Here is a 23,487-nt window from a genome sequence, read left to right on the forward strand (position 1 = left end):
CCGGAGCAGGAAGAGACAGCTTTGACATATATTTTGGTAACGGGTGGTGCGGGCTACATCGGATCGCATGCCTGTAAGGCGCTTAAGGCTGCAGGCTACACGCCTGTGACCTATGACAATCTGTCAACTGGTTGGCAGGACGCGGTAAAGTTCGGCCCGTTTGAACAGGGCGACCTGCGAGACAGAGAGCGTCTGGATGCGGTCTTTGCGCAATACCAACCTGCAGCTGTCATGCATTTTGCTGCCCTCAGCCAGGTCGGCGAAGCGATGAGCGAGCCAGGCCGCTACTGGGCGAACAATGTTGGCGGGTCTCTCACGCTGATCGAAGCAGCGGTTGCCGCTGGATGCCTCGATTTCGTGTTTTCCTCGACCTGCGCGACCTATGGTGAGCATGACAACGTTGTGCTCGATGAAAACACGCCGCAACATCCATTGAATGCCTATGGTGCCTCCAAGCGTGCGGTTGAGGATATCCTGCGGGATTTCGGCGCGTCGCATGGTCTGCGGTCCGTGATTTTCCGCTACTTCAACGTTGCAGGCGCAGATCCCGAGGCGGCAGTTGGTGAATTTCATCACCCCGAAACCCATCTTGTGCCCTTGGTGTTGGATGCCATTGACGGGAAACGGGATGCGTTGACGATCTTTGGCACGGACTATGATACCGCGGATGGTACCTGCGTTAGAGACTACGTACATGTTTGCGATTTGGTCGATGCCCATGTGTTGGGTTTGCGCTGGCTGACAGATGGCAAAGGCAGTGAGGTGTTCAACCTCGGAACCGGGACTGGATTTTCGGTGCGCGAAGTCATGGACAAGGCCGGAGAGGTCACCGGCCGGGCGGTTCCGCATGTCACCGGGCCGCGCCGCGCGGGGGATTGTACCAAATTGGTGTCGGGATCTGTGCGGGCAGCCACGGTACTGGGCTGGGAGGCCACTCGCTCCAATCTTGAAACTATGATCGCGGATGCGTGGCGCTGGCACAAGGTCGGCGCATACGAGCGGTAGTGTGGTCGTAAATCCCGCCACGTGGTCCAAGGTGGCAGAGCTGCCGCCAATATCCTTGGCGGCGGCTTATCGATTGCGTTGGAAGCGGCGACAGCTGCTGTGGCGGGCGTTTCGGGCCCGCAGGCAGCTGCGGCTGATTGCGGATCGCACCAGCAGCGCTGGGCCAGATCCTATTCTCGCCTTCACTGTTCTGCGCAACGAAATCGCGAGACTTCGGTTTTTTCTCTCGTTCTATCGCGCGCTGGGCGTTGGCCATTTTCTGATGGTCGACAACGGGAGCGACGACGGGACCCTGGCGTATCTGGCTGATCAGCCAGATGTTTCGCTTTGGTCCTGCACTGCCAGTTATCGAGCGGCGCGCTTTGGGCTCGATTGGCTGACATGGCTGCAAATTCGCTACGGTCACAATCGCTGGTGTCTCACCGTTGATGCTGATGAATTGCTGGTCTTTGGAGGGGATCAGTCCCATGGGCTGCGCGGTTTGACGGATCATTTGCAGCGTCGTGGTGTTTCCGGGTTTGGGGCGTTGATGCTGGATCTGTTTCCGAAAGGGCGCTTGTCGGACACCAACGGTGACGCAGATATGGACCCACGAAAGCTGTTGCCGTGGTTTGACCCAGGACCGTTTCGCGCGGTACGCCAACGGCCACGTGGTAACCTTTGGGTACAGGGCGGTTTGCGCGAGCGGGTCTTCTTTGCTGATCAACCGCATCGTTCCCCGACGCTGAACAAACTCCCGCTGGTGCGCTGGAACCGGCGCTTTGCCTATACCAATTCGACCCATGCGGCTCTGCCACGGCGATTGAATGCCTTGTACGATGGTCCTGGAGGCAGCTTGCCGTCTGGTGCCTTGCTGCACAGTAAATTTCTACCTCAGGTGGTTGCAGCGTCGCGCGTGGAAAAACAGCGGCGCCAGCATTTTCACGACCCGGATCAATTTGCCGACTACTATGATCACATCAGTGTGGATCCGGATCTTTGGCATGCGGGTGCAGTGCAGTACACCGGGCCAGAGCAGCTCGAACAGCTGGGCCTGATTTGTCCGATTGATTGGGACCAACCCCAAGGGACACAGCCGGCCTGAGACATCGGCTTGCAGCGCCGATGACGGCTGTCACCGGTGGTTTCCCGTGGCTTTTCGTCGCCTACAGGCGTTCGGCGTTTTGTTCGTCCTGACGCTGGCGCACCATTTGCCGTTTGGTGATCAAAGAGGCGGTGATAACGCCAATCGTGACAATCGCGATCATGATGGTGGACAGCGCATTGATCTGCGGATCCACCCCAAGTCGCACAGCCGAGAATATCTTGATCGGCAGCGTGGTTGCTGATGGTCCAGCAGTGAAGGACGCGAGCACCAGGTCATCCAGCGATAGGGTAAACGCCAAGAGCCAACCGGAAATGACCGCTGGCGCAATGATGGGCAGCGTCACCAACCGAAAGGCATCTGTCTGTGAACACCCTAGATCAAGCGCTGCTTCTTCCAGAGAGCGGTCAAAGGTGACCAGCCGGGAAGATACGACAACCGACACGTAGCACATGGCAAAGGTTGTGTGGGCCAGCACGATGGTCAACACACCGCGATCCAGCCCGATGCCGATGAACAACAGCAAAAGGGATAGGCCAGTGATTACCTCTGGCATCACGAGCGGTGCATAGATCATCCCAGAAAACAGCGTGCGCCCCAGGAAACGTCCCCCCCGTACCATGACATAGGCGGCCATGGTGCCGATCACCGTCGCGATTGTGGAGGAGATCGCAGCAACCTTCAAAGTAACCCAGGCCGCTTTCAGGAAGGCTTCGTTATGGATCAGCTCTCCGTACCATTTGGTCGAAAACCCACCCCAAACGGTCACCAGTTTGCTTTCGTTGAAGCTGTAGATGACCAGGATGATCATCGGTATGTACAAGAAGGCAAAACCAAGCGTCAGGGAAACTGTGTTGAACCAGCTCAGTCTGGTCATTGCTCTGCCTCCTGCTGTTTCTGCTGATTGCGCTGGAACAGCACAATGGGAACGATCAGGATCAGCAGCAAAACCACGGCAACTGCTGATGCCACCGGCCAGTCACGATTGGAGAAGAACTCCTCCCACAGGACTTTGCCGATCATCAGCGTATCAGATCCGCCCAATAGCGATGGGATCACAAATTCACCAAGGGTTGGGATAAAGACCAGGAAGCACCCTGCGATGATCCCGGCGCGAGACAATGGAATTGTTACCAGCCAAAATGCCTGTAGCCGTGAACAGCCGAGATCTTCCGCAGCCTCGATCAGGGCGCCATCCAACCGTTCGAGCGCCGCATAAATTGGCAGGATCATGAATGGCAGATAGGTGTAAACGATGCCGATATAGACCGCTGTATTGGTGTTCAGGATAACGAACGGGCTGTCGATCAGACCCAATGTCATCAGGAATTGGTTCAACAATCCTTCGTTGGAGAGGATGCCCATCCACGCGTACACCCGGATCAGAAAAGATGTCCAGAATGGCAAGATAACGAGCATGATCAGGGTTGGACGCCACTCTTCCGGAGCGCGCGCCAGGCCGTAGGCCATCGGATAACCCAGCAAAAGCGTAAATGCTGTGGATACTGCAGCAATCTTGAGCGAGCTCAGATAGGCCTTCCAGTACAGATCATCTTCGGTCAACCAAACGAAGTTTTCAAAATCCAGCTGTGCCAGAAAGGCCCAGATCCCGCTGGCCCAGTCGAATTGGGGTATATACGGCGGGCGCGCAATTGCGGCATCTGACAGTGCGATTTTCAGGACGATGGCAAATGGCACCAGGAACAGTGCAAGCAGCCACAGATAGGGGATAGCGATCAGGACAACGCGGCGCATCAGTCAGCCAGCAGAACGCCAGCCGTTGCTGTCCAGGACAGCCAGACCGGGTCTTCCCAAGTGAATGCGCGACGGGCGATGCGGCGGGTGTTGGCTGTCTGGGCCTTGATGACGGCGCCGGAGGGCAGCTCCACGTGATATGTCGATATGTTGCCAAGATAAGCGATGTCCAAGACCCGCCCCGGCACGGCGTTGTCTGCGCCAGTGGGCTCTTCGGCTGAGATGGTTACTTTTTCCGGGCGAATGGCCAGATGGCAGGATTGTCCTTCTGAAAAAGACTGAGTGCTGGACACATTCAGCGGTGCCAACCCATCTTTCCAGGCCAGAGAGTATTGATCCTGACCCGACGGGGAAGCCGTGCCGTCAATGATGTTCACATCACCAATAAAGTCGGCCACATAAAGAGAGTTTGGATTTTCATAGATCCGGTCCGGTGTCGCAACCTGAACCAGTTTGCCATTGTCCATGACCGCCACGCGGGATGCCACTGTCATCGCCTCTTCCTGATCGTGGGTCACAATCACAAAAGTGGTGCCGGTTTTTTCCTGAATGTCCATCAGCTCGAATTGCGTGTCTTGGCGCAGTTTCTTGTCCAGCGCTCCGAGAGGTTCATCCAGCAGCAAAAGTTTTGGTGCCTTGGCAAGCGATCGGGCCAGTGCGACGCGCTGTCGTTGCCCGCCGGAGATTTGATGCGGCTTGCGTCGTGCAAATTTCTCCAGTCGGGTTAGACGCAGCATTTCGTCCACCCGCTCCGCAATATCATGCTTCGGCCGATTTTCCCGCTTGAGACCAAAGGCAATGTTTTCCCAAACGCTTAGATGAGGAAAAAGCGCGTAGGATTGAAACATCATGTTCACCAGCCGTTTGTTGGGCGGGACTGGTGCGATGTCTTGGCTGGATAGGTAGATCTTTCCTTCGGTTGGGGTTTCAAACCCTGCCAGCATCCTCATCATTGTGGTCTTGCCACAGCCAGAGGGCCCAAGCAGCGCGAAAAACTCCCGTTCGTAGATGTCGAGAGATAGGTCATCAATTGCAGTGAAGACGCCAAACCGTTTGGTTACATTCTGGAATTGGATCAGCGGCTTTGCTTCTGGATCATTCCAGGGTTCAAAAACAGGCACGGTCATGTTGGCCTCCCCGACAGTCACAGATTTTCATGCTGGAACAGACATGTCTGCTGCGGCACGCATGTTATTTGTTGGAAGAGCCGCTGAATAACAGCGGCTCTGGTCGATACGGGCAAACAGTTATGTGCCGGATTTGACTTTGGTCCACATGCGCGTTGCCTTGCGCTGAACTTTCGGCGGGTAACCTTCTTTGATGTAGAGGTTTTCTACAGTTTCAGCGCTGGGGTAGATCGCTGGATCGCCGATAACGTCTTCTTCAAGGAACTCTTGCGACGCCTTGTTGCCGTTGGCGTAGTACACATAGTTTGAAGCCGCAGCCATGTTCTGGGCGTCCATGATGAAGTTCAAGAACTTATGAGCGCCTTCTGGGTTGGGCGCATCGACCGGGATCGCCATCTGGTCAAACCACATCAACGCCCCTTCTTTTGGCGCGTTGTATTCGATTTCGACACCGTTCTCAGCCTCTGCCGCGCGGTCGCGGGCCTGCAAAATGTCGCCAGACCAGCCAAACGCCACGCAGATATCGCCATTCGCCAGAGCATTGATATATTCGGAGCTGTGGAATTTGGTGACGTAGGGGCGGATGCCCATCAAAACAGGTTCTGCTTTGGCGACAACATCAGCGTCCATGCTGTTTGGATCTTCATTGATGTACTTCAGGGCAGCCGGGATCATTTCATCCGGTGCGTCCAGGAAATGCACGCCACATGAGGCCAGTTTTTCCATATTTGCTGGATTAAACACCAGATCCAACGAGTCGATTGGCGCATCTTCGCCCAAGATCTCTTTGACCTTGGCGACGTTCACACCGATCCCGGTGGTGCCCCACATGTAGTTGACCGAATATTCGTTGCCGGGATCATATAGCGCGGTGCGCTGTTCGATGGCGTCCCACATATTGCCAGAGTTGGTCAGCTTGCTCTGGTCCAGCTTCTGGAAGGCACCGGCCTGGATCTGCCGAGCCATGAAAGATCCCGTTGGCACCACAACATCATAGCCCGAACCGCCGGCCAGCATCTTGGTTTCCAGCAACTCGTTGCTGTCGAACACATCGTAAATCAGGTCAATGCCGGTTTCAGCTTCGAATTTGGCCAAAAGCTCTTCATCGATGTAATCGGACCAGTTATAAACCCGAACTTCTTCGGCGACAGCGGCCGCACTGCTGAGCGCCACGATGGCGGTCAATGTCATCGTCTTGAGTGTCATGAATGTCTCCCTGTGCGTGCCGGTTTCACCGACCGGCTGGTGAGATTTGATCAATTTTTGCCTCTTTGGGCAACACTGTTTATGTTTTCACCTGGAAAAACTTGGTGCAAGCTGCCCAAAAATTAGGAGGAAACCCCAAGGTGAATTCAAGCCAGTCAGATGCATCAAATGTGGCCACACCCGCTGCGAAACCACCGGCACATGAAACGGTCTATCAGACCATAAGGGGCCAGATTCTCTTCGGGGAGCTTGCCCCCGGGCAAGCGGTCACCATCCAGGGTCTAGTGGAGGCGCTGGGCGCAGGAATGACACCGGTCCGAGAGGCCATTCGTCGGTTGATTTCAGATGGTGCACTGATGTTTCAGGGCAACCGCCGCGTTTCAGTACCCGTCTTGGACAAGAACGATCTGGTGCAGCTGATTTACGCAAGAAAAACAATTGAATGCCAGCTGGCGCGTTTGGCTACTGAGCAAGTTCAACCGAGCGATATTTCGGCATTGGAGGCCATTGATACTGCCTTGGACCAGGCAATTTCCTCCGGGGATGTGGCTGGGTATTTGGTGCAGAACTATCAGTTTCACACACGGCTGTATGAGCTGGCGAATGCCCCAATCCTGAGCGATCTGGCCGATCGCTTGTGGCTACAGTTTGGTCCATCGCTTCGTGTCGTCTGTGGACGTCTCGGGACGCAGAGCTTTCCGGACCGCCACAAAGACATCCTGGAAGCGCTGCGCCGCAAGGATCCGGAACTGGCCGCTTTGGCGATGGAAAGGGACGTTGCACAAGGTATGGATCAGATCGCGCAGGGCTTGGAATAGATCGACTGATTCGATTGACACGCTCTAATTTGATCATATTCTTGGTCACATCTGTTTTTTTGGAGTCTGTCTGATGACTGCGATCACGAACCATCTGCCAACGGCAGAATTGCAAGCCCTGGACGCTGCGCATCACATGCACCCGTTCACCGCCAATGGTGAACTGGCAGAAAAAGGTGCGCGGGTCATCACCCGTGCCAATGGGGTGACGTTGACGGATAGCGAAGGCAATCAGATCCTTGATGCGATGGCCGGGCTATGGTGTGTGAACATCGGCTACGGCCGTGCGGAGCTGGCAGATGTGGCAGCGCGGCAGATGCGGGAATTGCCGTACTACAATACGTTTTTCCAAACCACGCATGCCCCAGTGATCGCCCTGGCCGCAAAGATTGCGGAACTTGCACCCGATGGGCTGAACCACGTCTTTTTTGCTGGCTCCGGCTCGGAGGCAAATGATACCAATATCCGGCTTGTCCGTCATTATTGGGCCGAAAAAGGCCAGCCCAGCAAATCGATCATCATAAGCCGCAAAAACGCCTATCACGGCTCATCCGTTGGCAGCGGCAGTCTTGGTGGTATGAGCGCGATGCACGAGCAGGGTGGGATGCCGATCCCCGATATTCACCACCTCAATCAGCCAAACTGGTGGGCTGAAGCGGGTGACATGTCGGAAGAGGCATTTGGACTGGCTCGGGCGCAAGAGTTGGAAGAGGCTATCTTGGAGCTGGGTGAAGACCGGGTCGCGGCCTTCATCGCAGAACCCGTCCAGGGCGCAGGCGGCGTTATTGTGCCACCTCATACTTATTGGCCTGAAATTCAGCGGATCTGCGATAAATACAGCATCCTCCTGATCGCGGACGAGGTGATTTGCGGTTTCGGGCGGACGGGCAACTGGTTTGGCAGCCAAACCATGGGCATTTGTCCCGACATTATGACGATCGCAAAAGGCCTCTCTTCGGGATATGCGCCAATTGGCGGCTCCATCGTGAGCGATGAGATTGCGGCTGTGATCGGCGCCGGTGAGTTCAACCATGGTTACACCTATTCCGGCCATCCCGTTGCGGCAGCCGTGGCGCTGGAGAATTTGCGTATCCTGGAGGAAGAAGGTGTCTTGACCCATGTTCGCGAGGTTGCCGCGCCTTATCTGAAGGAGAAGTGGGAGTCGCTCCTGGATCATCCGCTGGTCGGAGAGGCCAAGATTGTTGGCATGATGGGATCTATTGCGCTGACACCGAACAAAGCCACCCGCGCGGCGTTTGCGTCCGAAACCGGAACGGTTGGCTATATTTGCCGTGAACGGTGTTTTGCCAACAATCTGGTGATGCGGCATGTCGGCGATCGGATGATTATCTCTCCGCCATTGATCATTACGCCGGACGAGATTGATACGCTGATCGCGCGGGCGCGCCAATCGTTGGACGAATGCTATGAGCTGCTGCAGCAAAAGGATCTCTTGCACAGCGCATAGGTCCGCGCTGCTGCTGGCCGTGCTGATTGAGCGCGATAAACCGACTTCACGTTGACACCTATTGCAGCCGGGGGCCACGGGCCCTCGGCTTTGTCGTTTATTGGAAATTCCTGTTTCCGGTAACGGTTTGGTGAGCGAAAGGCGGCAAATGAGGGATTCGAATTCGATCAGAGAAATGACCGTCAAATAGGTCGTTTTATTTCGAAGAGAGGTCGCAATTCGTCCCGTTGCGCTATCTCATGTCCCTAAGGTTATTTTCATAGATGTGCTGGATGATCCGGTTGCACATCCCTAGGTGGGTGTGTTTACATCTAGACAGAAGTGCAGAGCCAATCTGCCGAACCAAATCAGGGAGCCTCCATTGGCTGATGCGTCACACACGAGCGCGTTCGTTGAATTCGAGCGCGTACAAAAGAGCTATGACGGCGAGAATCTTGTCGTCAAAGATCTTAACCTCACCATGCCTAAGGGTGAATTTCTGACAATGTTGGGCCCGTCCGGGTCGGGTAAAACCACCTGCCTGATGATGCTGGCGGGTTTTGAAACAGCGACACATGGCGATATCCGTCTGGGTGGTGTTTCAATCAACAACATTCCGCCGCACAAACGTGGCATCGGCATGGTGTTCCAGAACTATGCGCTGTTCCCGCACATGACCATTGCTGAAAACCTCAGCTTCCCGCTGGAAGTCCGCAAACTGGGCAAGTCCGAGCGCGAAGAAAAGGTCAAGCGCGCGTTGGACATGGTTGAAATGGGGGCCTTTGGCGGTCGTCGTCCTGCACAGTTGTCCGGTGGACAGCAGCAGCGTGTGGCGCTGGCCCGTGCGCTGGTCTTTGAACCCGAGCTGGTTTTGATGGACGAACCGCTGGGCGCGTTGGACAAGCAGCTGCGGGAAAAAATGCAGTTTGAGATCACGCATCTTGCGCACCAGCTGGGAATTACCACTGTTTATGTGACCCACGATCAGACCGAAGCGCTCACCATGTCGGACCGTGTTGCCGTGTTTGATGATGGGCGAATCCAGCAACTGGCGCCGCCAGACCAGCTGTATGAAGAGCCAACCAACAGTTTCGTGGCGCAGTTCATCGGCGAGAACAACACCCTCGAAGGGGTGGTCAAGGAAATCAACAACGGCATTGCACTGGTTCAGCTCGACGATGGTGAGTTGATTGATTGTAAGCCGATCAACGTCTCCAAGCCCGGAGAGCGCACCCGCGTTTCGATCCGCCCTGAGCGTGTCGAATACAACAAAGATCGGATGAGAGAGGGCGCCCACACTCTGAAAGCAGAGGTGCTGGAGTTCATCTACATGGGCGATATCTTCCGGACACGTCTGCGTGTTGCGGGCAACGATGAGTTCATCATCAAGACCCGTAACGCCCCCGATCAGACCCGCCTGCAGCCGGGCCAGCAGATTGAAATCGGCTGGTTGCCCGAAGACTGCCGGGCGCTGGATGCCTGAGAGCTCACGCTCTCGGCCAGCCGCAGCTCAACCATCGGCACGAAATGACTGATGGACAATGACTTTAGAACGACAAACGCAACAAGGAGTAGAGTGTCGATGAAACTCACCAAAATGACTGCCCTGGCAGCGACCACAGCGCTTTGTGCGCCGATGGCGATGGCTTCCGATATGGCAAATGAAATGACAATCGTGTCCTGGGGTGGTGCGTATCAAGAGAGCCAGCTGAAGGCCTATGTTGAGCCCTACCTGGAAATGCACCCTGATCTGAAAGTGATCTGGGACGAAAGCTCCGCTGAAGCGACCGCCAAAATGCGTGCGATGACCGAAGCGGGCAACGTCACCTGGGATCTGGTTGACGCCGTTGCCTCCGACGCGATGCGCATGTGTGACGAAGGTCTGATCGCAGAAATCGACCATGACGCTGTTCTGGCGGCTGCACCCGATGGCACCTCCGCAAGCGACGACTTCGGTGACCTGCTGGTCAGCGACTGCTTCGTGCCGCAGATCGTGTATTCGACCACATTCGGCTATCGCATGGATCTGGTTGGCGACACCGCGCCAAGCTCGATCTGCGACGTGTTCGATCTGGCTGCATACCCAGGTAAGCGCGCGCTGCAGAAGCGTCCGATCGACAACATGGAATGGGCGCTGTACTGCGATGGCGTGGCCAAAGACGAGATCTATGACGTCCTCGGCACCGACGAAGGCGTAGACCGCGCACTGGCCAAACTGGACTCCATCAAAGACCAGGTGGTCTGGTGGACCGCGGGCGCAGAAACTCCACAGCTGTTGGCTGACGGCGAAGTTGTGATGGGTTCCACCTTCAACGGTCGTCTGTTCTCTGCAATTGCAGAGCAGAACCAGCCCATCGACATGCTTTGGGACATGCAGTCCTTCGACCTCGACGGTTGGGTTGTTCCCGCTGATCTGCCGGAAGACCGCAAAGCGCGTGTCATGGACTTCCTGAAGTTCGCAACCGACACCCAGCGTCTGGCGGATCAGGCGAAGTTCATCTCCTACGGGCCGGCTCGTGCGTCCTCCGCACCGCTGGTTGGTCAGCACGCCATTCTGGGCATCGACATGGCGCCACATATGCCAACCGACCCAGCAAACGCTGGCAACGTACACGTCTACGACTACGAATGGTGGGCAGACAACCGCGATGATCTGGATGCGAAATTCCAGGCATGGCTGGCCAAATAATCTGTCTTTGATCTGACAGATCGACGGACGGGAGAGGGCTGCCAAGCGCAAGCTGCGGCCCTCTCTCCACCAACAAAAATATTCCGACGGGGGCTCCTGACATGAGCGATATCACCCAGACCGGACCGATGCTAGCCGCCGATGGCACGCCATTGAAGCGAAGCCTGGCCCGAGCGCTCCGGATGCAGAAGATCAGGGCTCTGATGCTCATTGCGCCTCTGCTACTCTTTATCCTAGTGACATTTATTCTGCCGATTGGCGACATGCTGTATCGCTCTGTCGATAACCGCATCGTGCAGAATACACTTCCACGCACCGTTGTTGCGATCTCTGCCTGGGATCCAGCGTCTGATGAATTGCCGGGTGAGGCCGTTTATGCGGCGCTTGCGGCAGACCTCAAAGATGCCGCAGAGGCCAAGACGCACACCCGCGTGGCGAAACGTTTGAACTACGAAAACCCTGGCATGGCGTCGGTGTTCCGTAAATCTGGCCGCAAGGTCAAGAAATGGAATGTGACCGATGAGGGCCCTTACAAGGAACGCCTGATCGAGCTGAACGATGGTTGGGCTGATCTGGAACTCTGGCGCACGGTTGCGACCTATTCCTCCGCGCATACGATGGGGTATTTCCTGAACGCTGTGGATCTCAAACTGGGATCCGAGGGGGTTGAGGTGCGCCCAGAGGATGAACGCATCTACAATACGATGCTGATCCGAACCATGCGCATGTCGCTGATCATCACCTTCAGCTGTATCATGCTGGGCTATCCGGTTGCATGGTTGCTGGCGAATTTGCCGACCAGCAAGGCGAACCTCTTGCTCATCCTGGTTCTACTGCCTTTCTGGACATCGCTCCTGGTGCGAACCTCGGCGTGGAAAATCCTTTTGCAACAGCAAGGGGTGATCAATGATACGCTGGTCTGGTTGGGGGTTGTTGATGATGCCAATCGACTTGTGCTGATCAACAACGAACTGGGCACGATTATCGCGATGACGCATATTCTGCTGCCGTTCATGATCCTGCCGATGTATTCGGTCATGCAGACCATCAATCCATCCTATCTGCGGGCTGCAAAATCTCTTGGTGCGACCAACTGGACCGCATTCTGGAGAGTGTATTTCCCACAAACAGTGCCTGGTATTGGCGCGGGCTCCATTCTCGTGTTCATCCTGGCGGTGGGCTACTACATCACGCCTGCACTGGTTGGCGGCACCAAAGGTACGTTCATCTCCAATCTGATCGCCTATCACATCTCGACCTCGGGCAACTGGGGATTGGGTGCGGCACTCGGGGCCATTCTCTTGGCAGTCGTGCTGCTGCTGTACTGGGTCTACGACAAGATTGTCGGCATCGATAACGTTAAGCTGGGATAACGGACATGAGTGCACTTCCTCCTTATGCAACCACCGGCCAACGCGTTTGGTTCTACTCCTTCCGAGTGATCTGCGGCCTGATCTTCTTTTTCTTGATCGCTCCGATCATCGTGATCATTCCGCTGAGCTTCAACGCGCAGGATTTCTTCACCTTTACGCCTGAAATGCTGCGGTTGGACCCTGAAGGTTTTTCGCTGAAACACTATCGCGACTTCTTCAGCAACGATTCCTGGCAGAGCGCTATGTGGAATTCCTTGCAGATCGCACCAGTAGCAACCCTGTTGTCGGTAGGCTTTGGTACTTTGGCTGCAATTGGTCTGAGCCAGCAGCATGTGCCGTTCCGGCGGGCCATCATGGCGATCCTGATTTCGCCAATGATTGTTCCACTGATCATTTCGGCGGCTGGTATGTACTTTTTCTACAGCAAGATCGGCCTGCAAGGCAGCTATCTTGGTGTGGTTCTGGCACATGCCGCCTTGGGCATCCCGTTTGTCATCATCACGGTGACAGCGACGCTGGTTGGGTTTGACCGCTCTTTGACGCGGGCGGCTGCGAACATGGGTGCAAACCCTGTCACAACCTTCTTCCGGGTGCAGATGCCATTGATCCTGCCAGGGGTGATTTCCGGTGGCCTGTTTGCCTTCATCACCTCCTTCGACGAAGTGGTTGTGGTGTTGTTCGTGGGGTCTGCGGGGCAGAAAACTCTGCCATGGCAGATGTTCATCGGCCTGCGTGAGCAGATTTCGCCAACCATTCTGGCCGTGGCGACCCTGCTTGTTGCGATCTCGATTGCGTTGCTGACTGTGGTCGAATTGCTGCGCCGCCGGTCAGAACGGCTGCGGGGTATGAGCCCTAGCTGAAGCCTGAGCGGATCTCCAGCATTCTGAAAAAGTAAGGCCCCGGATCATTCCGGGGCCTTTTTTGTTGGGATTTCAGAGGGCCTTGTTGTTCGCCACGGCCAGATGTGTCTGACCGTAGCGGTCTCGCTTTGCGCTGTCAGAGACGTTCGATCGCCAAAGCGATGCCTTGCCCGCCACCGATACACATGGTGATAAGCCCCTTGGAGCCACCAATCCGTTCCAGTTCATACAGCGTCTTGAGCGTTATGATCGCGCCTGTTGCGCCAACCGGATGACCCAGAGCAATCGCGCCTCCGTTCGGGTTTACCTTGGCGGGGTCAAGACCCAGCTCTTTGTTCACTGCCAATGCCTGTGCCGCAAATGCCTCGTTTGATTCGATCACATCGAAATCAGCGACGGACAAACCGGTCTTCGCCAGCAGGTTTTGAACAGCAGGAACCGGACCGATCCCCATGAATTCCGGGCGCACACCGGCATGGGCATACCCCAATATCCGGGCTTTGAGTGTCAGCCCTGCTTTCTCGGCTGCGTCGGCTGTTGCCAAAACCAATGCCGCGGCCCCATCGTTGATCCCGCTGGCGTTGCCGGCCGTCACTCTGCCGTCTTTTTTGAACACCGCCTTCAATCCTGCGAGCGCTTCAAGTGAGGTGGCTTTGGGATGTTCATCGACCTCAAACGGCACCAGGTCGCGTTTCACCTTGATCTCGATAGGTGTGATCTGGCTGGCGAAATGTCCGGCTTCGATGGCTGCAGCAGCACGTGTTTGGCTGGTCAGCGCAAAGTCGTCCATTTGATCGCGGGTGATGTCATGTGCATCGGCAACATTTTCCGCCGTGACCCCCATATGGCCGGTGCCAAAGGGGCAGTTCAACGCGCCTAGCATCATATCCAGCGCCCGCGCGTCGCCCATTTTCTGGCCCCAACGGGCGCTTGGTACGATGAAAGGGCTGCGCGACATGTTTTCTGCGCCACCTGTCAGCGCAAATTCAGCATCCCCAAGCATGAGCGACTGGATGCCAGAAACAATGGCCTGGGCGCCGGATCCACAGAGGCGGTTCACATTCATCGCGGGCGTTCCATTGGGGATCCCGGCCTGCATGGCCGCCACGCGGCTTAGATACATGTCGCGGGGCTCTGTGTTGATCACATGGCCAAAGACAACGTTGCCGATCTGCTGGGGATCCACGCCTGCGCGCTCCATCGCGGCTTTGGAGGCGACGGTTGCAAGATCTATCGGGCTTGTTGCGGCCAATGCGCCACCAAAGGTGCCGATGGCCGTGCGCGCACCATCGAGGATCACGATATCGGTCATTTTCTTTCTCCTTATCCGGTTTGCGCCACTTTATGCAGCTGCGCCGTGGTCTGTCCCCCGAAACGTCCCGTCAGAGCGTGCAAAAGATCCACGCCCAAAGATTTGACAAATGCTGCAGTTCAGCGCAGTGATTCCGTCATGACGGAACATGCAGACGATATCCTGACCCTCTTGCCTGCGCGCCTGAAAGAGGCGCGGCGGTCCCAGGGTCTGAGCCTTGAGGCAGTTGCCAATCTCTCAGGGGTGAGCCGCTCCATGGTGAGCCAAATTGAGCGCGGGGAAAGCTCTCCGACCATTGCCACGCTGTGGAATTTGACCCGCGCGTTGCAGGTGGATTTTGCAGGGCTTCTGGAGCGTTCGGACACGCAGAGCCGGATTGATGTGCTGCACACCGCGGATGTGCCATCGATTGAAAATATGGGCGAAGGCTGCCTGATCCGTATTTTGTCTCCGCCAGAAGATGCGGGCGGACACGAGGTCTATGATATCAGCTTCTCGGACGGGGGCACATTGAACAGCCAGCCTCACGGTCGCGGTACCGTCGAGCATCTGACCGTTCTGGATGGCACGGTCGATGTGACCTCGGGTACGGCAAGCGAACGGCTGCACATCGGGGATACCGCACGCTACGCCGCCGATGTGCCACATACCATCAACTCCGTTCACGGGAGCGCGCGTATTTTTCTGATTGTCAAAAACGCCTGATCGTTTTCTCGGATCGCTATATCCAGTTTCACGGATTTATTTCCGCTAAGATGAAATTCCCCTATTTCGGAATTTCATCCGCCATGTTAGAACTTCTTCTCGAGAGAGAAGGAGTTTCCGCATGTCCACTGATTTTCTGACTGACATCTCAAACACACTGGAAGAGATCAAAGCCGATGGTCTCTACAAGCGGGAACGAATGATCACCTCGCCTCAGGCGGGTGCCATCACCGTTGGCGACGCGGAGGTGATCAACCTGTGTGCCAACAATTATCTCGGTTTGGCAGATCACCCGGATCTGGTGCGTGCAGCGCGATCAATCATGGATGACAAAGGCTTCGGCATGGCCTCTGTCCGCTTTATCTGCGGCACCCAGGATATTCATCGTACGCTGGAACAGCGCCTGGCATCTTTCCTTGGCCAGGATGATGCGATCCTGTTTGCGGCCTGTTTCGACGCAAATGGCGGATTGTTCGAACCGTTGTTCGGGCCTGAGGATGCCATCATATCTGACAGTCTGAACCATGCCTCGATCATTGATGGCATTCGGTTGTGTAAGGCCAAACGCTATCGCTACCTCAACAATGATATGGCGGATCTAGAGGCCTGGTTGGTTCAGGCCCGACAAGATGGGGCCCGCCATATCCTGATCGCAACCGATGGCGTGTTTTCGATGGATGGGTATCTGGCCAATCTGCCGGAAATCCGCAGGCTGGCTGACAAATATGATGCCGTCGTGATGGTGGATGACTGTCATGCCACCGGGTTTATGGGAGCCACTGGCGCAGGCACGGCAGAGCATTTTGGGGTCAAAGTTGATATTGTCACCGGCACGCTGGGCAAGGCGCTTGGGGGCGGTATTGGCGGCTACATTGCAGGGCCGCAGCCAGTGATTGATCTCCTGCGGCAGCGGGCGCGGCCCTATCTGTTTTCCAATTCGCTGCCGCCATCAATTGTCGCCGCCGGTCTGGAGGCGATCCGGTTGGTCGAAGAGGGCGGCGCATTGCGGGCCCAGCTGTTTGAAAACACCAGATACTGGCGGGCAGGATTGCAGCAGCTCGGCTTTGATCTTTTGGAAGGCGAGCATCCGATTGTTCCTGTCATGCTGGGGGATGCCCAGTTGGCACAGGATATGGCAGCGGCACTGTTTGACGAAGGCGTTTATGTCGCTGGTTTCTTCTTTCCGGTGGTGCCACGAGGTCAGGCCCGCATTCGCACCCAAATGAACGCGGCGCTGACCCGCGCTGAGCTGGACCGGGCGCTGGCGGCCTTTGGTAAGGTCGGCCGTGAGTTGGGGGTTCTGTCATGACCTTACCCAATACTATGAAGGCGCTGGAAAAGAGCTATCCGCGTGAAGGTCTTTGGCAGGTTCAAGCTCCGGTTCCGGAGATAGGACCGGATGAAGTTCTGATCAAAGTCACCAAAACCGGGATCTGCGGCACGGATATTCACATCTGGAATTGGGATGAGTGGGCGGCCCACACGGTGCCCTTGCCGATGATCACTGGCCATGAATTTGCAGGTGAAATCGTTGAGTTGGGCCGCAGGGTCAGCGACCTGAAGGTGGGCCAGCGGTGTTCGGGCGAAGGCCATTTGATCCAAACCGATTCTCGTCAATCCCGCGCAGGTAAATTTCACCTCGATCCGGGTACGCGGGGCATCGGTGTGAATGAGCAAGGCGCATTTGCACAATATCTAAAATTACCAGCCTTCAACGTGGTGCCACTTCCGGATGAGATCCCGGACGAGATCGGCGCGATCCTGGATCCACTGGGCAATGCGGTGCACACGGCGCTGAGTTTTGATCTGCTGGGAGAGGATGTTTTGATCACAGGGGCCGGCCCAATAGGCATCATGGCCGCAGCTGTGGCGAAACATGCCGGCGCGCGCCATGTGGTCATCACGGATATCAATCCGGACCGTTTGGCCTTGGCCGAACATGTGGTCCCGTCGGTACGGACCGTGAATGTGAACGAGGAGGCCCTGCCGGATGTGGTGCAGGCGTTGGGGTTGAAGCAGGGGTTTGATGTCGGGCTGGAAATGTCGGGAAACCAGGCGGCGTTGGATCAGATGGTGGATGCATTGGTGATGGGGGGCAAAATCGCCCTGCTTGGCATTCCACCAGGTCAATCGCCTGTCGATTGGTCCCGGATCGTGTTCAAAGCCATCACGATCAAAGGCGTCTACGGTCGAGAGATGTTTGAGACCTGGTATAAGATGATCGCGATGTTGCAGAACGGGTTGGATATCAGCCGCGTGATCACCCATCGCTTTGATGTGGATGATTTTGCCAAAGGCTTTGCTGCGATGAAATCAGGTGCCAGCGGCAAGGTCGTGTTGGACTGGACCTGAGGAACGAGTGGGGGGGCTTTGCCCCCTCGGGCCTGCGGCCCTCACCCCCAGGATATTTTTGGCAAAGGGAAGGGGATCACGCAGGACACAGCATCATGGGGTGAGCGGCTGGCGCCCTTCTGGGGTCAATAGCCAGCAATCGCGGCCTTCGAAGACGGCGACGGCCAGTGGTTTGCCGTAGCCTGCGCCAGTGTCGAGATTGACCCGGTTGCCGTAATGCGTTGCCGCATCGACCGGTGTGTGGCCATGGACAATCAGTTTTGGATGATTGCCAGCGTGATCGTGAAACGGTTTGCGGATCCAGATCAGATCCTGTTCGGTTTGTTGATCAAGCGGTATGCCTGGTTTGATCCCGGCGTGGACAAACGCAAGATCCGTTGTCTGATGCATTGGCAGAAGGCCGTTCAGAAATCTGATGTGGCTGTCTGGAACAACAGCCTTGGTCTCTGCATGGAGATCCTCTAGCCGGGTGCGATCATCGAACGTGACCCCATAGCTTTCCAGGGTTTCCCGGCCGCCCAGACGGTCATGCAACCAGTGATAGCCGACCAGAAGATGCGGATCATGGCGTGGAGTGTCTTCGAGGAACCAGGCAAACATCCGGTCATGGTTGCCAAGCAGGGTGATCCAGTTCTGTCCTGCATCTTTTGCGTTCAGGATGCGATCAATCACCGCCCGGCTGTCTGCGCCGCGATCGATGTAGTCGCCCAGAAATACAACGGTGGGGCTGGGCCCGCCATCTGCGTGGATCAGTTCAAGTGCGCGCTCCAGCTGAGCGAGTTGGCCATGAATGTCACCGATGGCGTAAATCGGAGCGGTCATACAAGACTCCTGTGCCGTTTGTGTGAGCCTAAACGGGCTGCGCCGCCCGTTATAGAGGGGCGGCGCAGCTGTTGAAATGGGACTTTTAGCTCGGATTAGATGACATCAAACACCAGAGGCTTGATCTGGGTGAACAGACCAGTTTCCGCGAGCTTGGCCCGTGCTTCTGCTGGGACAGGCTCATCCACATAGAGCAGGGCGATGGCTTCACCTCCGGCGTCTGACCGCCCCAGGGTGAAGTTCGCAATGTTGACAGCGTTGTCCCCCATGGTCCGGCCCAAGGCCCCGATAATGCCGGGGACATCTTCGTTGGTTGTGTAGAGCATATGCGCGCCGACCTCGGCATCGATGTTGATCCCCTTGATCTGGATAAAGCGGGGTTTGCCATCGGAGAACACGGTACCAGCCACGGAGCGTTCGCGTTTTGCTGTGACCACAGTAACTTTGACGTAGCCGTCAAAGGTGCCGGATTTGTCCTGATTGGTCGTCGAAATCTTGATCCCACGTTCTTTGGCCACCACAGGTGCGGAGACCATGTTCACATCCGGGTTCACGCTTTTCAGGATGCCCGCGATCACGGCGCAGTTCAGCGCCTCCAGGTTCATATCGGCAACCACACCGTCGTATAGGACGTTGATTGCCAGCACGGGTTCATCCGACATCTGCCCTGCAAAGGAACCAAGGTGATCTGCGAGTTTGATCCAGGGTCCCATGACCTTGGCCTCTTCGGCGGTGACGGATGGCATGTTCAGGGCATTTTCGACGGCCCCATCCAGCAGATAATTGGACATCTGTTCCGCCACCTGAAGCGCCACGTTTTCCTGGGCTTCGGTTGTGGCGGCGCCAAGGTGCGGCGTGCAGACCACATTGGGCAGACCGAACAGCGGGTTTTCCTTGGCCGGTTCGACGGAGAACACATCAAAGGCCGCGCCAGCGATATGGCCGGAGGTCAGCAGTTCCGCGAGTGCAGCTTCGTCGACCAGGCCACCCCGCGCGCAGTTGATGATCCTTACGCCTTTTTTGGTCTTGGCCAGATTTTCCTTCGACAGGATGTTGCGGGTTTGATCGGTCAGCGGGACATGCAGGGTGATGAAATCCGCGCGGGCCAGCAGTTCGTCCAGCTCCAGCTTTTCAACACCCATCTTTGCGGCTTTTTCGGCGCTGAGAAACGGATCATATGCGACCACTTTCATCTTCAGCCCCCGGGCGCGATCACAGACGATGCCCCCGATGTTGCCCGCGCCGATCACGCCGAGCGTTTTATTGGTCAGCTCAACACCCATGAATTTTGACTTTTCCCATTTGCCAGCATGGGTCGATGCAGAGGCCTCGGGCAATTGGCGGGCCACTGCAAACATCATCGCAATGGCATGTTCCGCTGTGGTGATCATATTGCCAAAAGGCGTGTTCATGACGATGACACCGCGCTTGGATGCAGCATCTTTGTCGACATTGTCAGTGCCGATCCCGGCGCGCCCAACGACCTTCAGGTTGGGGGCGGCCTCCAGGATTTTCTCGGTGACTTTGGTGGCGGACCGGATGGCGAGGCCATCGTATTGGCCGATGATGGAGGCCAGTTTGTCTTTGTCCTTGCCGACGTCGGGCAGGAAATCGACATCAATGCCGCGGTCACGGAAAATCTGGACGGCGGTTTCGGACAGTTTGTCAGAGACGAGTACTTTGGGAGCCATTGTATTGGTCCTTTTGTTCGGGTGCCACATTGGGCAGAAAATGGGGAACTGTGCTCCGGCGGGTCATGCCGGAGCCACGTTGTTCTGTTGGTCAGCCTTGGGAGAGCAATTCGGTCTCATAGGCCCATTCGAGCCAGGGCAGCATTGCTTTGATATCGGCGGTTTCCACGGTGCCGCCGCACCAGATCCGCAGGCCGGCTGGTGCATCCCGGTAGGCACCCACGTCGAGGGCTACATTTTCCGTTTCCAGCCGCTTGGCCACAGCTTTTGCAAAGGCCGCGCCATCCTTGATCCGGTCATCGGTAAACCGGAGGCAAACGCCTGTGTTGGATCGTGTTGCCGGATCTTCGGCGAGATTGTCGATCCAGTCGTGTTTGGCGCAGAAATCAAAAATCGCTTGGGCGTTGGCATTGGCCCGCTTCATCAAGCCCTGAAGCCCACCAACGGACCGCGCCCAGTCCAGCGCCAGAAGGTAGTCTTCGACAGCCAGCATGGAGGGGGTGTTGATGGTGGCGCCTTTGAAAATGCCATCGATCAATTTGCCGCCTTTGGTGAGACGGAAGATTTTGGGCAGTGGCCAGGGTGGTGTGTAGCTTTCCAAGCGCGCCACCGCTCGGGGGGAGAGGATGATCATGCCATGGGCCGCTTCACCCCCCAGCACCTTTTGCCAGGAGAATGTCGTCACATCCAGTTTGTCCCAGGGCAGGTCCTGCGCAAAGGCTGCAGAGGTGGCATCGCAGATTGTCAAACCTTCGCGGTCGGCAGGAATCCAGTCTCCATTCGGTACGCGCACGCCCGATGTTGTGCCGTTCCACGTGAAAACGATATCTTTTGCGAAATCGACAGCCGCAAGATCGATCAAGGCGCCATAATCAGCAGTTTTGACTTCGGCGTCGATCCGCAACTGTTTGACCACATCCGTGACCCATCCTGCACCAAAGCTTTCCCAGGCAAGCATTTCCGTGCCGCGCGCGCCCAGCAAGTTCCACATCGCCATTTCCACCGCCCCGGTGTCGGAGGCGGGCACAATGCCGATTTTGTAGTCTGCGGGGACCCCAAGCACCTCTCGGGTGCCTTCGATGGCGGCCAGGAGCCTTTCTTTGCCGACAGCAGCACGGTGGCTGCGCCCAAGTGGGGCGTCTGCGAGTTTTTGCACATCAAAAGCGGGGGGTTTGGCACAGGGGCCAGAAGAAAAACGCGGATTGGCCGGCCGCGTTGCCGGTTGTTCAATAGCCATTACTGCTACCCTTCCAGATAAGCGCCTCTCGTTGGGGAGAGGTGTCCCACTGACCGGAGTACTGCTCCTCCGAGGGGGTCGCAACACATGAATCGCCATTTCGCGGCTATTTTGGAATCAATTGCGACGCATTTTGACGCCTTTCGGAAACATATGATCGGGATTCAACCAAACGGTCCGTTGGGCGAACGATGAGGGTGGCTCCTTGTCATTTCTTTGCAGAGGACAGGGAAACAGGGGCTTGGCCTTGCCTGTCTCGCAGGCTTATGACTGGCGCAGTCTTTCTGATGGAGCATTGTCATGTTTGTTGTCACGCTTTTGTGCGCCCCCGCAACAGCAGCGCTTGCGCCTGCTTTGATCGAATCCCTCCGCAATGCGTGGGGTGGCGGTGATGTGCAGTGGCTGGCCCCGGATGAGGCTGCAGAATTCACCATAGATCGTGTGCCCGACAATCAGTGGGACGTCTGGGCAGATCTTCAGGGCATGGGTGTCGACCTGGTTGTGCAGCAAACAGCCGGGCGGCGGAAGAAAATGCTGCTGGCGGATATGGACAGCACGATGATCCAGCAAGAGTGCATCGACGAGCTTGCAGAAGAAGCTGGCGTTGGCGCGCGGGTCAAAGAAATCACGGCGCGGGCCATGAATGGCGAGCTGGATTTTGAAGGCGCGCTGACAGAGCGGGTGGGCCTGCTGAAAGGGCTGCCAGAAACGGTGATTGACGATGTGCTTGAGCAGAGAATCACGCTGATGCCCGGCGGTCGTGAGTTGCTGGCAACCATGAAGGCTGATGGCGCCTACGCAGCCTTGGTGTCAGGTGGTTTCACGGCCTTTACCAGCCGCGTGGCTGCGGATCTGGGCTTTGACGAAAACAGGGCCAATACCCTGCTGGTCGAAGATGGGAAGCTGACCGGTCAGGCGGGCCGCCCGATTCTGGGCCGCGCTGCCAAGGAGGAGGCGCTGGAGCAAATCACCGATCGACTGAACCTGACCGATGCTGATGTGATGGCGGTGGGCGATGGTGCCAATGATCTGGGCATGTTGAAACGGGCTGGGGCCGGCGTTGCCCTGCACGCCAAACCCGCTGTCGCGGCAGAATGCAACATCCGTATCAACCATGGTGATTTGACGGCGCTATTGTATATTCAAGGCTTTGCAAAATCGGAATTCAAAGGCTGAACCATGTTTGAAGTCGGAATTGAGCTGCTGCTCTTGCTAGTGGCGGCTGCGTTTTTTGCAGGCTTTATTGATGCCGTTGCAGGAGGCGGGGGGCTGATCACGGTTCCGGTTCTCCTGCTGGCGGGGGCGAATCCGATCACTGCATTGGCCACCAATAAGATACAGGGGCTTTTTGGATCTGCCACGGCCGCGTTGAGCTATGCGCGCGGGGGACATGTCAATCTGCGGGAACAGGCTGGGTCGGCGCTGATTGCGGGTTTTGCATCGGTCGTTGGGGCGTTGCTGATCACGATTTTGCCGACCGATTGGATACGGCTGATCCTGCCTGTTCTGCTCATCGGGATTGCGGTGTTCTTTGCTACCAAAAAGGGATTGGACGACAGCGATCGGGCGCGCCGTATTTCCCCGGCTCTCTTTGCGGTAACGATTGTGCCGCTCTGTGGTGCCTATGATGGGTTACTGGGCCCTGGCGCTGGCAGTTTCTATATGCTCGGTTTTGTGTCTTTGGCCGGGTATGGTATTCTTCGAGCGACGGCCCACACCAAGCTGTTGAACTTTGCATCAAATGCCGGGGCGCTGATGGCCTTTGCCGTTGTGGCCACCCCGTGGTGGGGAGTTGGGCTTGCGATGGGGGCTGCACAAATAGCCGGTGCGCGTGCGGGTGCTGGTCTGGCTCAGAACAAAGGCGCTGTGGTGATCAAGCCGCTGCTTGTGCTGACGTCGCTGGTCCTTGCTCTGCGTTTGCTGTGGGACATGCTCTGACGGGTTTTGCCCCCGATCAGCGATAGGACCGCTCCGGCTGCTCGCGTTGCAACCAGGGAGAGGACA

General features: G+C 56.6%; 20 protein-coding genes and 1 pseudogene. 13 read left to right on the forward strand and 8 right to left on the reverse strand.

Annotated elements, in window-relative coordinates:
- The first annotated feature begins 21 nt into the window (after positions 1–21).
- The gene (gene galE, locus Q0C28_RS01700) at positions 22–1,005 is read left to right on the forward strand and encodes a UDP-glucose 4-epimerase GalE (RefSeq protein ID WP_293572917.1); all 984 of its coding nucleotides are present in this window, start codon (positions 22–24) and stop codon (positions 1,003–1,005) included.
- 1 nt (position 1,006) lies between these two features.
- Complete coding sequence (locus tag Q0C28_RS01705; protein ID WP_293572918.1) at positions 1,007–2,089, forward strand: glycosyltransferase family 2 protein; 1,083 nt, start codon at positions 1,007–1,009, stop codon at positions 2,087–2,089.
- 61 nt (positions 2,090–2,150) lie between these two features.
- Here the strand turns inward: Q0C28_RS01705 and Q0C28_RS01710 are convergent, their stop codons facing one another.
- From Q0C28_RS01710 to Q0C28_RS01725, 4 genes are all read right to left on the reverse strand, one after another.
- Positions 2,151–2,966: an ABC transporter permease gene (locus tag Q0C28_RS01710; RefSeq protein WP_293572919.1), complete on the reverse strand. Its 816-nt coding sequence runs from the start codon at positions 2,964–2,966 to the stop codon at positions 2,151–2,153.
- On the reverse strand, positions 2,963–3,844 hold the full coding sequence (locus tag Q0C28_RS01715; protein WP_293572920.1) for an ABC transporter permease subunit: 882 nt from the start codon (positions 3,842–3,844) through the stop codon (positions 2,963–2,965). Before Q0C28_RS01715 ends, Q0C28_RS01710 begins: the two co-directional genes overlap by 4 nt.
- Entirely contained in the window at positions 3,844–4,971 is a 1,128-nt protein-coding gene (locus Q0C28_RS01720) for an ABC transporter ATP-binding protein (RefSeq protein WP_293572921.1), read from the reverse strand. The genes Q0C28_RS01715 and Q0C28_RS01720 overlap by 1 nt, the downstream gene beginning before the upstream one ends.
- Positions 4,972–5,091: 120 nt before the next feature.
- Entirely contained in the window at positions 5,092–6,177 is a 1,086-nt protein-coding gene (locus Q0C28_RS01725) for a polyamine ABC transporter substrate-binding protein (protein WP_293572922.1), read from the reverse strand.
- A gap of 140 nt (positions 6,178–6,317) precedes the next feature.
- Between Q0C28_RS01725 and Q0C28_RS01730 the strand changes: the two genes are divergently transcribed.
- The 6 genes and pseudogenes from Q0C28_RS01730 to Q0C28_RS01755 all read left to right on the forward strand — a co-directional run.
- Positions 6,318–6,995, forward strand: a complete 678-nt coding sequence (locus Q0C28_RS01730; protein ID WP_293572923.1) for a GntR family transcriptional regulator — start codon at positions 6,318–6,320, stop codon at positions 6,993–6,995.
- A 73-nt stretch (positions 6,996–7,068) separates the two neighbouring features.
- Entirely contained in the window at positions 7,069–8,463 is a 1,395-nt protein-coding gene (locus tag Q0C28_RS01735; protein ID WP_293572924.1) for an aspartate aminotransferase family protein, read from the forward strand.
- 361 nt (positions 8,464–8,824) lie between these two features.
- Entirely contained in the window at positions 8,825–9,925 is a 1,101-nt protein-coding gene (locus tag Q0C28_RS01740; protein ID WP_293572925.1) for an ABC transporter ATP-binding protein, read from the forward strand.
- Positions 9,926–10,024: 99 nt separating this feature from the next.
- Complete coding sequence (locus Q0C28_RS01745) at positions 10,025–11,131, forward strand: extracellular solute-binding protein (RefSeq protein ID WP_293572926.1); 1,107 nt, start codon at positions 10,025–10,027, stop codon at positions 11,129–11,131.
- A gap of 101 nt (positions 11,132–11,232) precedes the next feature.
- Positions 11,233–12,504 carry an ABC transporter permease gene (locus tag Q0C28_RS01750; protein ID WP_293572927.1) on the forward strand — a complete coding sequence of 424 codons (1,272 nt, stop codon included), beginning with the start codon at positions 11,233–11,235 and terminating at the stop codon, positions 12,502–12,504.
- A 14-nt stretch (positions 12,505–12,518) separates the two neighbouring features.
- A pseudogene (locus tag Q0C28_RS01755) lies at positions 12,519–13,364 on the forward strand (ABC transporter permease); the annotation flags it as partial.
- Between the two features lie 136 nt (positions 13,365–13,500).
- Here Q0C28_RS01755 and Q0C28_RS01760 read toward each other — a convergent pair.
- A complete protein-coding gene (locus Q0C28_RS01760; RefSeq protein ID WP_293572929.1) occupies positions 13,501–14,676 on the reverse strand; it encodes an acetyl-CoA C-acyltransferase family protein in 1,176 nt (391 codons plus the stop codon).
- Between the two features lie 138 nt (positions 14,677–14,814).
- Between Q0C28_RS01760 and Q0C28_RS01765 the strand changes: the two genes are divergently transcribed.
- From Q0C28_RS01765 to tdh, 3 genes are all read left to right on the forward strand, one after another.
- Entirely contained in the window at positions 14,815–15,381 is a 567-nt protein-coding gene (locus Q0C28_RS01765; RefSeq protein ID WP_293572930.1) for an XRE family transcriptional regulator, read from the forward strand.
- Between the two features lie 121 nt (positions 15,382–15,502).
- Complete coding sequence (locus Q0C28_RS01770) at positions 15,503–16,690, forward strand: glycine C-acetyltransferase (protein ID WP_293572931.1); 1,188 nt, start codon at positions 15,503–15,505, stop codon at positions 16,688–16,690.
- A gap of 14 nt (positions 16,691–16,704) precedes the next feature.
- Positions 16,705–17,733 carry an L-threonine 3-dehydrogenase gene (gene tdh / locus Q0C28_RS01775; protein ID WP_293572969.1) on the forward strand — a complete coding sequence of 343 codons (1,029 nt, stop codon included), beginning with the start codon at positions 16,705–16,707 and terminating at the stop codon, positions 17,731–17,733.
- A 93-nt stretch (positions 17,734–17,826) separates the two neighbouring features.
- On the opposite strand, the gene Q0C28_RS01780 is transcribed toward tdh, so the two are convergent.
- The 3 genes from Q0C28_RS01780 to Q0C28_RS01790 all read right to left on the reverse strand — a co-directional run bounded on the left by Q0C28_RS01780 (position 17,827) and on the right by Q0C28_RS01790 (position 21,483).
- Positions 17,827–18,555, reverse strand: coding sequence for a metallophosphoesterase family protein (locus Q0C28_RS01780; RefSeq protein ID WP_293572932.1), 729 nt, complete (start codon positions 18,553–18,555; stop codon positions 17,827–17,829).
- Between the two features lie 95 nt (positions 18,556–18,650).
- The gene (serA, locus tag Q0C28_RS01785; protein ID WP_293572933.1) at positions 18,651–20,246 is read right to left on the reverse strand and encodes a phosphoglycerate dehydrogenase; all 1,596 of its coding nucleotides are present in this window, start codon (positions 20,244–20,246) and stop codon (positions 18,651–18,653) included.
- 91 nt (positions 20,247–20,337) lie between these two features.
- On the reverse strand, positions 20,338–21,483 hold the full coding sequence (locus Q0C28_RS01790) for a phosphoserine transaminase (RefSeq protein WP_293572934.1): 1,146 nt from the start codon (positions 21,481–21,483) through the stop codon (positions 20,338–20,340).
- Between the two features lie 300 nt (positions 21,484–21,783).
- On the opposite strand from Q0C28_RS01790, the gene serB reads away from it, so the two are divergent.
- Positions 21,784–22,659 carry a phosphoserine phosphatase SerB gene (serB, locus tag Q0C28_RS01795; RefSeq protein WP_293572935.1) on the forward strand — a complete coding sequence of 292 codons (876 nt, stop codon included), beginning with the start codon at positions 21,784–21,786 and terminating at the stop codon, positions 22,657–22,659.
- 3 nt (positions 22,660–22,662) lie between these two features.
- A complete protein-coding gene (locus tag Q0C28_RS01800) occupies positions 22,663–23,421 on the forward strand; it encodes a TSUP family transporter (protein WP_293572936.1) in 759 nt (252 codons plus the stop codon).
- Positions 23,422–23,487 lie beyond the last annotated feature (66 nt).

The organism is Phaeobacter sp., assembly GCF_022825805.1.
Taxonomy (GTDB): domain Bacteria; phylum Pseudomonadota; class Alphaproteobacteria; order Rhodobacterales; family Rhodobacteraceae; genus Phaeobacter.